The 13,104-nt window shown below is 71.1% G+C and carries 13 protein-coding genes and 1 pseudogene; 4 read left to right on the top strand and 10 right to left on the bottom strand.

Annotated elements, in window-relative coordinates:
• The first annotated feature begins 228 nt into the window (after window positions 1–228).
• A complete protein-coding gene (gene leuE, locus J5V16_RS04475) occupies window positions 229–879 on the top strand; it encodes a leucine efflux protein LeuE (protein ID WP_208495112.1) in 651 nt (216 codons plus the stop codon).
• A 65-nt stretch (window positions 880–944) separates the two neighbouring features.
• On the opposite strand, the gene J5V16_RS04470 is transcribed toward leuE, so the two are convergent.
• The 6 genes from J5V16_RS04470 to J5V16_RS04445 all read right to left on the bottom strand — a co-directional run bounded on the left by J5V16_RS04470 (window position 945) and on the right by J5V16_RS04445 (window position 6,295).
• Window positions 945–1,376, bottom strand: a complete 432-nt coding sequence (locus J5V16_RS04470) for a group II truncated hemoglobin (RefSeq protein WP_208494856.1) — start codon at window positions 1,374–1,376, stop codon at window positions 945–947.
• A gap of 266 nt (window positions 1,377–1,642) precedes the next feature.
• The gene (locus J5V16_RS04465) at window positions 1,643–2,701 is read right to left on the bottom strand and encodes an AI-2E family transporter (RefSeq protein WP_208494855.1); all 1,059 of its coding nucleotides are present in this window, start codon (window positions 2,699–2,701) and stop codon (window positions 1,643–1,645) included.
• Window positions 2,702–2,813: 112 nt separating this feature from the next.
• Window positions 2,814–4,973 carry an MMPL family transporter gene (locus J5V16_RS04460; RefSeq protein WP_307792856.1) on the bottom strand — a complete coding sequence of 720 codons (2,160 nt, stop codon included), beginning with the start codon at window positions 4,971–4,973 and terminating at the stop codon, window positions 2,814–2,816.
• A gap of 166 nt (window positions 4,974–5,139) precedes the next feature.
• Window positions 5,140–5,409, bottom strand: a complete 270-nt coding sequence (locus tag J5V16_RS04455) for a hypothetical protein (protein WP_208494854.1) — start codon at window positions 5,407–5,409, stop codon at window positions 5,140–5,142.
• Between the two features lie 14 nt (window positions 5,410–5,423).
• Window positions 5,424–5,735 carry an ArsR/SmtB family transcription factor gene (locus J5V16_RS04450; RefSeq protein ID WP_208494853.1) on the bottom strand — a complete coding sequence of 104 codons (312 nt, stop codon included), beginning with the start codon at window positions 5,733–5,735 and terminating at the stop codon, window positions 5,424–5,426.
• Between the two features lie 116 nt (window positions 5,736–5,851).
• A complete protein-coding gene (locus J5V16_RS04445) occupies window positions 5,852–6,295 on the bottom strand; it encodes a DoxX family protein (RefSeq protein WP_208494852.1) in 444 nt (147 codons plus the stop codon).
• A gap of 172 nt (window positions 6,296–6,467) precedes the next feature.
• Between J5V16_RS04445 and J5V16_RS04440 the strand changes: the two genes are divergently transcribed.
• Window positions 6,468–7,574: a winged helix DNA-binding domain-containing protein gene (locus J5V16_RS04440; RefSeq protein ID WP_208494851.1), complete on the top strand. Its 1,107-nt coding sequence runs from the start codon at window positions 6,468–6,470 to the stop codon at window positions 7,572–7,574.
• A gap of 5 nt (window positions 7,575–7,579) precedes the next feature.
• On the opposite strand, the gene J5V16_RS04435 is transcribed toward J5V16_RS04440, so the two are convergent.
• Both J5V16_RS04435 and J5V16_RS04430 read right to left on the bottom strand, forming a co-directional pair.
• Window positions 7,580–8,800: a sulfotransferase family protein gene (locus J5V16_RS04435; RefSeq protein ID WP_208494850.1), complete on the bottom strand. Its 1,221-nt coding sequence runs from the start codon at window positions 8,798–8,800 to the stop codon at window positions 7,580–7,582.
• 159 nt (window positions 8,801–8,959) lie between these two features.
• A complete protein-coding gene (locus J5V16_RS04430; RefSeq protein WP_208494849.1) occupies window positions 8,960–9,499 on the bottom strand; it encodes a DinB family protein in 540 nt (179 codons plus the stop codon).
• Window positions 9,500–9,726: 227 nt separating this feature from the next.
• Here J5V16_RS04430 and J5V16_RS04425 point away from each other — a divergent pair.
• Both J5V16_RS04425 and J5V16_RS25685 read left to right on the top strand, forming a co-directional pair.
• Window positions 9,727–10,764, top strand: a pseudogene (locus J5V16_RS04425) (non-reducing end alpha-L-arabinofuranosidase family hydrolase); the annotation flags it as partial.
• Window positions 10,765–10,851: 87 nt separating this feature from the next.
• Window positions 10,852–11,127, top strand: a complete 276-nt coding sequence (locus J5V16_RS25685) for a cellulose binding domain-containing protein (RefSeq protein WP_408612378.1) — start codon at window positions 10,852–10,854, stop codon at window positions 11,125–11,127.
• Window positions 11,128–11,357: 230 nt separating this feature from the next.
• Here J5V16_RS25685 and J5V16_RS04420 read toward each other — a convergent pair whose 3' ends face one another.
• Together J5V16_RS04420 and J5V16_RS04415 are read right to left on the bottom strand one after the other, a co-directional pair.
• Complete coding sequence (locus tag J5V16_RS04420; RefSeq protein WP_208494847.1) at window positions 11,358–12,083, bottom strand: ABC transporter permease; 726 nt, start codon at window positions 12,081–12,083, stop codon at window positions 11,358–11,360.
• A gap of 15 nt (window positions 12,084–12,098) precedes the next feature.
• Window positions 12,099–13,022 (bottom strand): ABC transporter ATP-binding protein, encoded by a 924-nt coding sequence (locus J5V16_RS04415; RefSeq protein WP_208494846.1) that lies wholly within the window; start codon window positions 13,020–13,022, stop codon window positions 12,099–12,101.
• Window positions 13,023–13,104: the final 82 nt, after the last annotated feature.

The following is a 13,104-nucleotide window of genomic DNA, read 5'->3' as shown; positions in this document are numbered from 1 at the left end:
GGCCGGGCGGGACAGTGCTATATGACCCGTGACATGTCACATGCCGTCGTCCGCTCGGGCGACCAGCGTCGAGCGTCGCGGTTCGACCGGTCGCGCCGGATCGCACTCGGCGGTCCGGCCGAGCGCGGCCCGATCGCGCTTGCCGGTGCGGCCCGCGCGGCCATAGACTGGCGTGGTTTCGGAGCGCCGCTCCCCCGCCGCTCCCCCTCGCTTCGAGAGGAACCGCCCGTGTTCGGCACCGTCGACCTGTGGACCTATGTCGTCGCCACCGTGCTCATCATCCTGCTGCCGGGACCGAACTCGCTGTACGTGCTGTCGGTGGCGTCGCGGAGGGGGCGAAGGGCCGGGTTCCAGGCGGCCGCAGGGGTGTTCCTCGGCGACTCGGTGCTGATGGTCGCTTCGGCGGCCGGGCTCGCTTCGATGTTCGCGGCGTCGCCGGTGCTGTACAACCTGGTGCGCTGGGCGGGCGTGGCGTATCTGGGGTTCTTGGCGTTCGGGCTGCTGCGCGGGGGCTGGAAGGCCTGGCGCGCGGCGCGGCGCGGGGACCCGGTGGCGGCGAAGGCGGTCGAGACGGGCGGCGCGAACGAGCGGCCGTTCGTGCGGGCGCTCATCGCGAGCCTGTTGAACCCGAAGGCGATCCTGTTCTTCGTGGCGTTCTTCGTGCAGTTCGTGGACCCGGCCTATGCGTGGCCGGTGCTGAGCTACGGCGTGCTGTTCGTGATCCTGCAATGCTGCTCGATGGTGTACCTCTCGACCCTCATCGTCGCCGGCGACGGCCTGGCCCAGACCTTCCGCCGCCGCCGGCGCCTCGCCGCGGCGGGCAACGGCGTGGTCGGCGCGGTCATGATCGCCTTCGCCGCCAAACTCGCCACCGGCTGAGCACCGCCGCGCACCCCGTTCGCGCTGGTGCCATGTGACATGTCACCGGTGACGCGCCACTGCCGCTACGGCCAGTGCGGCACTTCCTGGCAGGGGTGCAGGTCGTCGTCGCCCTTGGCGTGCGAGTTCACTTGGGCCACTTCGGTGCCGAACACGATGTAGTCGTGGAGCGAGGTGCGGAGCCCGGGGTCGTCGGGGCCGTGCTCGGTGACGGCGCGGTCGAAGAGTTCGATGAACCGGGCGCGCTGCTCGTCGGTGATGGCGAGTCCGCGGTGGGCGGTGAGGATGGTGCCGAAGCCGCCGAGTTCGTCGGTGTACCGGGCCGGGCCGCCGAAGACCTCCGCGAGGAAGGCGGTGAGGTGGTCGACGTGGTGGGCGGCACCGGCGCCGAAGAGCGGCTGGAGCACCGGGTCGCGCAGCACGGAGCCGTAGAAGGCGTCGACGGTCCGGCGGAGGGCGTCCTCGCCGATGCGCTCGTAGATGGTGGGCCCGCTCATCGGGTGTCCTTCCGTCGGGGTGGAGTCCTTGTCCCCCAAGGACTCTGCACGCTCGACTGTAGCCCTCCCCCGCTCGCCGCCGGACCGGGCGCGGCGGTTCGGGCGAAGGATTTCGGCGTCCGTCGAGTGTGTCCCGAATTGCGGCATAGGGTGTTCGGGGAGGTCAGGGCAGCGCGACTTGCGCGGCCCTCTTATCCTGGAGAGCGAAGACGAGGCCGGGGGCGCGTGCGGGTATGCGCCTCCGGCCTCGTCGCGTTCGGTTCGTGTCAGGAGTTGTCGAGGCGCGGGAGCACGAGTTCCTTGCCGATCAAGCGGATCGCGGCGTAGATCGGGACCGAGAGCACGATGCCGACCACGCCGAAGAGGGTGCCGCCGACGAGCACGGCGACGATGGCCGCGAGGTTCGACACCTTCACCGCGCTGCGCATGACCGTCGGGTAGATGACCCAGTTCTCGAGCTGCTGGTAGGCGATGAAGAAGATCGCGGAGGCCACGGCCGTCATGGGGGAGACGGCTAGTGCGACGAGCGTGACCACGACCGCGCCGATGGTGGCGCCGATCTGCGGGATGAGGTCGAGCAGGGCGACGAGGAGGGCCAGCAGGGCGCCGTACGGGATGTCGACGATGGCCATGAAGATCCACGAGGAGATGCCGGCGAGGGCGCCGATCGCCAGCGCGCCGATGAGGTAGGCGCCGATGCCGCGGAGGATGCCCTCGATGATGCGGTCGGTCTGCTCGCGCTGGGAGGCGGCGAAGAGACGGACCATGCCTTTGCGCAGCTGCACGTAGGAGGCGAGGATGAAGACGGTCAGCAGGATCGTGGTGACCGTCCACACCAGACCGCCGAAGAAGGAGGCGACGCCGCCGGCGACGCCGCCGAGGGCCTTGGTCATGTTGGCGGGGGTGAGCGCGCCTTCGGCGCGTTTGAGCAGGCCGTCTTCGCCGCCGAAGCGGTCGGCGAGCTGACTGTTCATGAAGGTCTCGTAGTAGCCGGGGACGTTCTCGACGAACTCGGCGGACTCGCGTGCGATCGCGGGGATGATCGCGGCGATGCCGCCGCAGAAGACGATGGCGACGCCGAGGAAGAGGATCGTCATGGCGAGCCAGCGGGGCATGCCGCGCTTGGTCATGCCGCCGATGATGCGTTCGAGGCCGACGGCGAGGAACGCGGCGACGATGAGGGCGGTGATGACGGTGCCGAGTTCCTGGACGGCCCAGACGGCGGCGGTGACGACGGCCAGGCCCGCACCGAAGAGGATGCCGGCGGCGAGCGGCGGGGTGTTAGCGAGACTTCTGCGCAGGGGCAGTCCGGGTTTGTCAGCCATGGGAGGTTTCTAGCAGACACCGGGGCGGCCCGGGGTCCGGCACGCGCTCGGTGCCGGACCGGACTCACCCGCGGTGTGCGCCGGCCGCTCGGTCGGGCGACCGGTTCCGGCGTCACTGCCGGGCGCGGCCCCAGGCGCGGTCGCCCATGAGCGCCAAGGCGGCCGGGAGCAGCACGCCGCGCACGATGGTCGCGTCGATGAGGATCGCCAGCGCCATGCCGAGACCGAGCATCTTGTACTCGATGGCCGAGAGGGTCACGAAGACGGAGAAGACGCCGGTCATGATGAGCGCGGCGCTGGAGACGACGCCGGCGCTGGCGGCGATGCCGCCGGTGATGGCGTCGTGGCGGGGTGCGCCCGCGAGGCGGCGTTCGGCGACGCGGGAGAGCACGAAGATGTGGTAGTCCATGCTCAATCCGAAAAGGATGATGAACATGAACAGGGGGATCCAGCTGACGACGCCGCCGTAGGAGGTGAAGCCCAGGAGGGTTTCGAGGTGGCCGCCTTGGAAGACCCAGGCGAGGGCGCCGCAGGCGGCGCCGATGGACAGGAGGTTGAGGGCGATCGAGGCGAGCGGGATCGCCCAGGAGCGGAAGGTGACGGCCAGGAGGGCGAAGGCGAGCAGGAGGATGAAGGCGATGACGTAGGGCGTGCGGGCGGTGAGCTGCTCGGTGAAGTCGTGCGGGAGTGCGGTCTTGCCGGTGACGGCGTGTTCGGTGCCGGTGCGGGCGAAGGCGTTCGGGAGAGCGTGGTCGCGGAGGTGGGCGAGGGCGGCGTCGGCTTCGGGGCCGGTGGTGTCACCGGCGAGGGGGACGCGGATGACGAGGGCGTCGCCGAGGGCGGTGGTGGTGATGGGTTCGAGGAGTCGCCCGTCGCTGGCGGCGGCTTGGTCGTGGAGGGCGGCGACGGCGGTGTCGAGTTCGGCTTGGTCGAGGGTGTCGCCGGCGCCGGGGGTGATGACGACGCGGGCGCTGGTCGCCGCGCCGGGGAAGTGGTCGTGCATGGTGCGGGCGGCGTCGACGGCGGTGGAGGCGCCGGGCGGGAGGCTGGCGGTGACGGCGGCGTCTTGGAGGCGGAGGCCGATGACGGGCGTGGCGGCGATGAGCAAGAAGACGGCGGCGAGGCCGCCGGTGATGAGCGGCCTGCGGACGACGGCGGCGGCGGTGCGGGCCCAGAAGCGGGAGGGCGCGGCTTGGATGCGGCGCTTGCCGAGCCAGGGGAGGCGGGCGGCGTCGACGCGGTGGCGCAGGAGGGCGAGGAGCGCGGGCAGGAAGGTGACGGAGCCGATGACGGCGAGGGCGACGACGAGCGCGGTCCCGAGCGCGAGTCCTTTGAGGACGTCGATGCCGGTGATGAGGAGGCCGGCCATGCAGACGATGACGGTGAGGCCGGAGGCGGCGACCACGTGCCCGGAGGTGCGGGCGGTGGTGCGCAGGGCGGTGGCCGGGTCGTGTCCGGCGGCGCGTTCTTCGCGGAAGCGGCGCAGGTAGAACAGGGAGTAGTCGATGCCGACCGCCATGCCGACGAGGAGGACGATGGCCGAGCCCGCGCCGTTGAAGGGGACCCAGTGGCCGAGGAGGGCGAGGAGCCCGAAGGCGCCGGCGACGCTGGTGGCGGCGAGGAGGAGCGGGAGGCCGGCGGCGAGGAGGGAGCCGAAGACGGCGAGGAGGACGAGGACGGTGAGCGGCAGCGAGGTGGTCTCGGCGCGCCGCATGTCGTCTTTGATGCCGGCGTCGACGGCGCCGGAGAGGGTCGCGTCGCCCGCTTGCAGCAGTTCGGTGCCGGGGTGTTCGGCTCGGACGTCGGCGACGGCGGCGAGGACGGCCGCGTTGTTGGCGTCGTAGGCGGCGTCGGGTCCGAGGATCGTGAAGGTGACGAGGGCGGCGCCGCCCGACTGCCAGCGTTCGCCGTGGTCGCTGAGGGGTGAGCCGATGTCGGCGACCGCGTCCGGAGCCGCTTCGAGGGCGGTGACGAGGTCGGCGACGGCGGCGGCGGTGCCGGGTCCGGTGATGAGGACGTTCTCGCGGACGGCGTAGCCGCCCGCGGCGTCGATGCGGTTCTCGGCGACGCCGGCTTCGCCGGGGTCGGTGGCGCTCGCCTGCTCCCCCAGCGGGAGTGCGCCGGAAAGGACGGCGAGGGCGACGAGGGCGAGCCAGCCGCCGATGGCGAAGGCGCGGTGCCGGGCGGACCAGTCGGCGATGGCGGCGACGACGCCGCGGCGGGTGTGCGGGGCGTCGTGGGGACGGGGGTCTGCGGTGATGTCGTGCAGCACGGTCTGCTTTCCTATGGTTGCGGGGGCCGGTCCTGCGGAACTCGCCGTTCGCGGCGAGGGGGTCCGTCTCCCTTGGGTGTAAGCCGCCGGGTTGCCGCCCGGCGGTGGAGGCCCGGGCCCGGGCCGTCGAGTTGCCGCTCGACGGCCCGGGCCGGTTTTCTAGGTCTTATTCGACGACTTTGAGGGTCTCTTCGATGGAGGCGCTGCTGGTCTCGAGTCGCGCGAGGCGCTCGTTGAGGACCGCGAGCTGCTCGGCGACGCGGACCTGGCTCTCCTCGGCCTTGGCGGCGAGCTCCTTGTACCGCTCGTCGTGGCGGTACTGGAGCTTGACGCGCTTGATGAAGGCGCTGCGCCAGATCAGCGAGAGCACCACGCCGATGAGGAGTGCGAACACGCCGATCGCGCCGATGACCTCGGGCCATTCGTGCTCGGTCATGGATTTCGTCCCTTCTAGACGGTGAGCGTCGCCGAGGACTGCTCGACGAGCGCGGGGGTGAGGTGGACCGCGAACGGGACGACCTCGTAGTAGTTCATGGCCTTGCCGTCCTCCGAGACTTCGATCGCGGAGGTGACGAGGCCGGATGCTTCGAGCTTCTTCAAGTGGACCTGGAGCAGCGCTCGGCTGATGCCGAGGTCGCGCGCCAGCTGGCTCACGTAGTTGCGCCCGCCAGCGAGGGCGGCCACGACGCGCAGCCGGTGCGGACTGGCGAGCGCCGCCAGGAGCGCGACCAGTTCGTCTCCGGTCGGGATGCCTTCGTCCATGCGGCCTCCAAATACCTGCAAGTGAATGTTAGCAGGTGCCTTTTCTTGTTGGCATGAGGTGGCGCGGGCATGCGAAAGGGCCGGTGGCGGCGCCACCGGCCCTTGCCGCGGGGGAGTCACCGCACGGACTTGAAGCCGTGCTTCAGGAACCGCTGCGTCTGGTGGCGGCGGACCCACGCGATGCCCGCGAAGAAGGCCAGCAGGATCAGCGGCGTGAGGACCGGGAAGTCGAGGAGCGCGGCGTTGAAGATCGCGGCGCCGATCATGAGCAGGCTCAGGCCGATCGCGGCGAGCCCCGAGACGCGCGGGATGAGCAGGCCGATGCCGCCCGCGATCTCCAGCGCGCCGACGAGGTACATGAACCAGTCGCCCCAGCCGATCATGTCGAAGCCGGTCGCGGCGGCCTCCACGGCGAACAGCTTCGGCGCGCCCGAGGCGACGATCATGAAGGCGCCCAGGAGGATCTGGAACACCCACGTGGTGATGCCCAGCGCCCGGCCGGGGCCTTCGGCGGCGGTGGTGGCGAGGACGGTCTCGGCGGTGCGGTCGTAGGTCGTCATGGTGCGCTCGCTTTCTTCAGTCGCGCCGCCTTGCAGCGGCGCTGTCGGGGGTCATCGGGCTCTTGCCATGTAGACGAGGCCCGCCGCGCGGATTCATCGCGCGGCGCGAAGTTTTCTCCCGCGGCCTCGAAATGGACCCCCGATTGTCGGTGCCCGGCGTTAGCGTGGGGTCATGATCGAACGCCAGCAAGTACGGCGCTACCGCTTCCACACGCAGCAGCTCGACCGCGAGCACGGCACCGTCGCCGACACGGCCGTCCTCGACCTCGGCGTGCAGGACACCGGTCCCGACGGCGCGCTCTGGGCCCTTGAACTGCGCGGCGTCGACACCGCCGGTCTCGGCGCGGCCGCCGAGCACCACGCCGACCTCGTCTGGCTGTGGACCCTCCGCGGCGCCCCGCACTGCTACCGCCGCAGCGACGCCGCAGCGGTGGCGGCCGCCGTCGCCCCCTGGTCCGAGGCCGACGCGTCCAAGCGGATCTTCGACGCCTCCAAGCCCCTCAAGGACGCCGGCATCCCCGTGCTCGACGCGCTCGACGCCGTCGCCGGGCAGATGCGCGCCATCGTCAAGGAGCCCATGGTCAAAGGCGAGATGTCCACCCGCCTCCACGAGGCCATGCCCGAGCCGTACCAGCGGTACTGCCGCTCCTGCGACGCCGTGCACCTCTACGAGATGCCCTTCCGCCTCTCCGCGGTGCGCGCCGGGCTCGAACTCGTGCCCGACACCTCGCCGCCGGTACTGCAGCCCATGCCCGGCTTCGCGGTCGCGGGCGAGTACCCCGACCGCCTCGACCCCGTCCGCGCCTACCTCCGCCTCCTCGGACCCGCCACCCACAAGCAGGTCGCCGAGTACGTCGACGCGCCCGTCCGCGAGGTCAAGGCCCGCTGGCCCGAGGACGCCGTCGAAGTGGAGGTCGAAGGCGAGACCCGGTGGATGCTCGAGGCCGATGTCGATGCGCTGCAGGGCGCCGAGGCCGCCGGGACGCGGCTGCTCGGCCCCTACGACCTGTTCCTCCAGGCCCGCGACCGGTCCACGCTCGTGTCCGACCCCGCCAAGGCCAAGGCCCTGTGGCCGGTGCTCGGACGCCCCGGTGCGGTCATCGTCGACGGCGACATCGCCGGCCTGTGGCGGCCGCGCAAGTCAGGGAAGCGGTTCACCGTCGCCGTCGATCCCTGGCGCGACCTCGAAGGACCCGAACGCAAAGCGGTCGAAGTCGAGGCCGAGAAGCTGGCCGCGTTCCGCGGCATGGCCCTCTCCGGCGTCGACTGGGCCGGCTGAACGGCTCAGCGAGCGCTCGCCGTCAGGTTGTCCACGAACAGGCCGTAGTCGCCGAACGCCCCGTCGATCATCGCCGGGTCGAGCCCGTAGTGGGCCATCGAGTACTCGTGGCCGCGCTGGTCGCGCGGGCGGTCCAGCGCCTCCCGCAGGTTCGTCTCGTCCGCGTCCGTCCACTTCAGGTCGAGCTTGTCGAACAGCTCCGGCACGTACCGGTGCGGGTCGGCCATCATCGCGTGGTAGGCGACGTCCACCGTGGTCTCGCGCGGCATCTGGATGCGCTCGCGGCGCGCCCGCTCCACCATCTCCGGGAGGATCTGCAGCCACACCTGCCCGATCTCGTGCGGGTCCACCGACTTCGGGTGGTTGTGCAGGTACCCCAGGGACTCGGCCATCGAGCACATCGACCCCATCACCGTGTGCGGGTCCCGGTGCGTCCACACGAACTTCGCGTCCGGGAACACGTGGTGGATCGCCGCGGTCTCCCCCAGGCAGTCGGGGTGCTTGAGCATCCACCGCGGCGTGGGGCGGCGGAACTGCAGGATCTGCAGCACCTCCCGCACGAACCGGTAGTCGGGGCGGGCGTCGTACGAGCGCAGGAACTCCACGTACTTCGGCATCGGCGCCATCGTGTTGTGCAGGCGGCTCTGGTTGAGCAGGAAGTAGATCTCCTCCACCCAGTCCGCGCGCACCGGGTGGATCCGCGACCACGACGGGCTCAGCATGAGCACCTGGTCGAGCCGCTTCTGCGTCTGCCGCGCCAGCTTGGCGGCCTGCTCCTCCGAGCGCGGCAGCCCGATGTTGTCCATCTCCCACATGTACGGCCCGCGCCCGCCCGGCGCGTTCGCGAGGATCTTGTGGGTCAGCGTGGTCGCCGTGCGCGGCAGGCCGATCACGAACACCGGCGCCTCGATCCGCTCCTCGCGGACCTCCGGGTGCTCGGCCTGCAGGCGCCGCACCAGGAAGCGGTTGCGGATGCGGGTCTTCACCATGTCCTGCACCGAGAGCCAGCCCACGCCGCTCAGGGACGGCACGTCGGCGATGAACCCCAGGAAGCGGCGCAGGTGCTGCAGCTCCGACTCGTCCTCCGCCGTCAGCGCGACGCCCGCGTTGGCCGAGCGCTGGCCGTCGAGCATGCGGTCGAAGAACCGGTACGGGTCGTGGCGGGCCCGCGCCGCGGGGGCCGTGAGGGCGTTGACAAGGCGCAGTCGTGCGGTCGTCCGGCGCATGAAAGGTCCTCTCTGCGTTGGCGTTCGACGCCAAAGGGGTGACGCTTCCGGAGCGTAGCGCAACGAAGCGTCACGCAGAAGGCCTGCGCGGCATGGAATCAGCGCATCGGTGACGGCGCGTCCGCTACCTCCATTTCAGACCGCACCGGTCGGAATCGATCATTCGCCGGTCTCGCCGTCGATCGCCTCGCGGATGAGGTCCGCGTGGCCGTTGTGGCGCGCGTACTCCTCGATCATGTGGCACAGGATCCACCGCAGCGACGGGCTGCGGCCGTCCGGCCAGACCAGGTGCGCGGCGCGGCCGAGCCCGCCGTCGGCCAGCGCCTCGGCGACGGAGGCGCGGGCGCCCTCGATGCTGCGCCGCCACATGGCGCGCAGGGCTTCGGGGGCGTCGTCGGCGGCGGAGTGCCATTCCCAGTCGCGGTCGGCCTTCCAGTCGACGTCGTCCCAGGGTTCGCCCATGGCGCGGCCGAAGAGGGAGCGGGAGAACCAGCTGGTCTCCACGTAGGCCATGTGCTTGAGCAGGCCGCCGAGGGTCATGGTGGAGGCGGCGACGGTCCGGTCGAGGGCGGCGGCGTCGAGTCCGGCGGTCTTCCAGGCGAGGGTGGCGCGCTGGAAGTCGAGGAAGCCGATGAGGGTGGCGGCCTCGTCGCCGTCCGCGGGCGGTTCGGGGCGGCCTTGGGCGTCGATGACGGTCATGGGAGGACTGTACTCCGGGGCGTCGCCGGAAACTGTTCAGTCGTGCGCAGGGCATTTACAGACATCGATGTTTATCGATAACCTGGGTTTGGCGTTCACGTCATTTCCGGGGGTTTGGTCGAAAATTTCGGAATGATCGGGTGGACGCCTTGTCCCCCAAGGAGAGACGAACCATGAAGCATTCGATCCGAACGCGGCTGCGGGTGGTGCGCGCCGCGCTGCTCGCCGCCGCGATGGCCGCCACCATGGCGGCGGGGCTGACGGCCCACGCGCAGCAGGCGGAGGAGGACGCGGCCGCCCCGGCGCAGGCCGCGGCCCTCCCCACCAGCTTCACCTGGACTTCCAGCGGGGTCCTCGCGGGCCCCAAACCCGATGCGGCGCATCCGAACATCGCCGGTCTCAAGGACCCGTCCGTGGTCTTCCACAACGGGAAGTGGCACGTGTTCGCGTCCATCGCGAGCAACGCCGGCTACAACATGGTGTACCTCAACTTCACCGACTGGTCCCAGGCGGCGAGCGCGACCCACCACTACCTCGACCGGTCGGCGATCGGCACCGGTTACCGGGCCGCGCCCGAGGTGTTCTACTACGAGCCGCAGGGCCTGTGGTACCTCGTCTACCAGACCGGGAACGCCTCCTACTCCACCAACGCGGACATCTCCAACCCGAACGGCTGGTCGGCGCCGAAGCACTTCTACTCGGGCATGCCGCAGATCATCAAGGACAACATCGGCAGCGGCTACTGGGTCGACATGTGGGTCACCTGCGACGACGTCAACTGCCACCTGTTCTCCTCGGACGACAACGGGCACCTGTACCGCTCGCAGACCTCGGTCGCGAACTTCCCCGACGGGATGAGCGAGCCGGTGATCGCGATGCAGGACTCGAACAAGTACGCGCTCTGGGAGGCCAGCAACGTGTACAAGATCGAGGGCACCGACCGGTACCTGCTCATCATCGAGGCGATCGGCTCGAACGGCCGCTACTTCCGGTCCTGGACGTCGACGAGCCTGGCCGGGCCGTGGACGGCGCTGGCCGCCGCGGAGAACCAGCCGTTCGCCGGACCGGCGAACGTGTCGTTCCCCGGCGGGAAGTGGACGCAGGACATCAGCCACGGCGAACTCATCCGCAACGGGGTGGACCAGCGGCTGGAAGTCGACCTGTGCGACATGCAGTACCTCTACCAGGGCCGCGACCCGAACTCGGGCGGCGACTACAACAACCTGCCCTGGCGGCTGGGGCTGCTGACGCAGACCAACTCGAGCCCCGACTGCGGCGGCACGGGCGAGGAGCCGACGACCACGCCGCCGCCCACGAGCACGCCGCCGCCTTCGGGCGCGTGCACGGCCACGGTGACCGTGGTCGGCGACTGGGGTTCGGGCTGGCAGGGCCGCGTCGACGTGAAGGCCGGGAGCGCCGCGCTGACCGGCTGGACCCTCACCTGGACCTGGCCGGGCTCGCAGAAGATCACCTCGGCGTGGAATGCGGAGTGGTCGCAGTCGGGGGCGGCGGTGACGGCCGGCGACGTGGGCTGGAACGGGTCCGTCGCGGCGGGCCAGTCGAGGGAGGCCTTCGGGTTCGTCGCCTCGGGTCCGAGCACGGCCCCGCAGGTGACCTGCCAGGGCTGACCGGGAGAACGAGCCGGTGCCCGCTCCCCCGGATCTGGGGAGCGGGCACCGGAGTGCATGAGGGACGGGGTCCGAACGCGCGTCGTGCGCTGCTTTCACGCTATGGCCCGGCGGCCGCGCGCGGCAAGGCATGCGGGGCAACGGTTTGGTAAATCAACTGTTCGAACGATGGGGACCGGCCCCATCAGTGGGTCTTGCCCTTGACCGCGACGAGTGCGATGCGGGCGCGACTAGTCGCGGGGCTGCCAGCGGAAGAGCCGGGCCGCCACGAGGGCCGCGGCGACCGCGACCAGTGTGGACAGTGCGATCGGCTGCGCGGTGGAAGCGAAGTCGAGGCCGCCGTCCCAGGCGGCGGTGGCGAGCTCGGTCAGGGCCGCGCCCGGGATCGCCGAGCGCAGGACGCCGCGCGGGCCGTCCATCGGGGCGAGGGCCCAGAAGGTGCCGATCATGAGCACGACCATGCCCGGGAGCACCGTGATCTGCGCGGCCTCGGGGGTCTTGGTGAACGAGGCGGTGAGGAAGCCGATGGCGGTCAAGGTGATCGCGCCGTTCGCGAACGCGAGCACGAGGAGCCCGGGGTGGGCGGGGGCGGTGCCGGTCTCCCAGGCGGTCACGCCGAGGACGACCGCGGTCTGCAGCAGGGTGATGAGCGCGAGCGGGCTCGCCAGGCCGGCCACGATCGACGCCGTCGAGGCCGGGGAGGTGCGCAGGCGCTTGAGGTAGAGCTGCTGGCGGCGCGCGGCGAGGGTCATCGTGATCGGCATGAACAGCCCGAACATGAGCAGCATCCCCAGCTGCACTGCGGCCAGCGCGCCCGCGGACTGGGCGGCGCCGGTCAGGGGCGAGTTCATCAGGGCGATGCCGAGGATCAGCGGGAGGATCGCGGCGGTGACGAGGACGGTGCGGTTGCGCAGGATCAGGCGAGTCTCGGCGGCGGCGAGCGTCAATGCGGTCATGGGAGGGCTCCGATTTCAGTTGGCGGGGGCGGGTTCGGATTCGAGTTCGGCGAAGATCTCGTCCAACGTGGCCGGTCCGGCCTTGAGGTCGGCGAGTTCGACGCCTTCGCGGGCGGCCCAGTCGAGGAGCCGGTGCAGGTCGGCCTGGAGGGCGGTGGTGCGGATCGTGAGGAGGCCGTCGTCGACCGCGGTGCGGCCCGCGAGGGCGGGCAGTGCGATCGGGTCGAAGGGCTTGGGGCGCATGGTGATGCGGGCTTCATAGGAGGAGGTGATCTCGGCGACGGTGCCGAAGCGGGCGATGCGGCCGCGGTCCATGATCGCCACATGGCCGGCCAGTTCGGCGGCCTCGTCGAGGTAGTGGGTGGTGAGGACGACCGCGGTGCCCTGCGCGGTGAGCTCGCGGAGCAGGCCCCAGGTGCGGCGGCGCGAGGCCGGGTCGAGCCCGGTGGTGGGCTCGTCGGCGAAGAGCACGGACGGGGCGGTGGCGACCGCGAGCGCGAGGTCGAGGCGGCGGCGCTCGCCGCCGGAGAGGGCGCCGACGCGGACGGCGGCCCGGTGGGCGAGGTCGACGCGTTCGAGGAGTTCGAGCCGGGGGGCGAGGCGGTGCAGGTCGGTCCAGAGCCGCAGGGTCTCGGCGCAGGTGAGGTCGTCGGCGAAGCCGGTCTCCTGGCCGATGACGGCCACGTCGCCGGCCAGTTCGCGGCGGTGTCTGAAGGGGTCGCGGCCGAGGACGCGGGCGGTGCCGGAGGCGGGGCGGCGCAGGCCGATGGCGGTCTCGATGGTGGTGGTCTTGCCGGCGCCGTTGGTGCCCAGGAGCGCGAAGAGCTCGCCGGGGGCGACGGTGAAGGACGCGCGGTCGACGGCGGTGTAGGCGCCGTACCGGCAGGTGAGGTCGGTGACCTCGACGGGCGGGGCGGGCTGGCGGGAGTTCGCGTTCATGGTTCCGATCCTGCGGGTTTTCAAGCGCCGCAGGTAGTGCCGGAACCGCATCGGTCCAGGTGACGGACGTGTGGGGGCGGTC

It is taken from the genome of Glycomyces niveus, assembly GCF_017592475.1.
GTDB classification, from domain to species: domain Bacteria; phylum Actinomycetota; class Actinomycetes; order Mycobacteriales; family Micromonosporaceae; genus Glycomyces; species Glycomyces niveus.
This window is presented reverse-complemented; position numbering and strand designations above follow the sequence as displayed.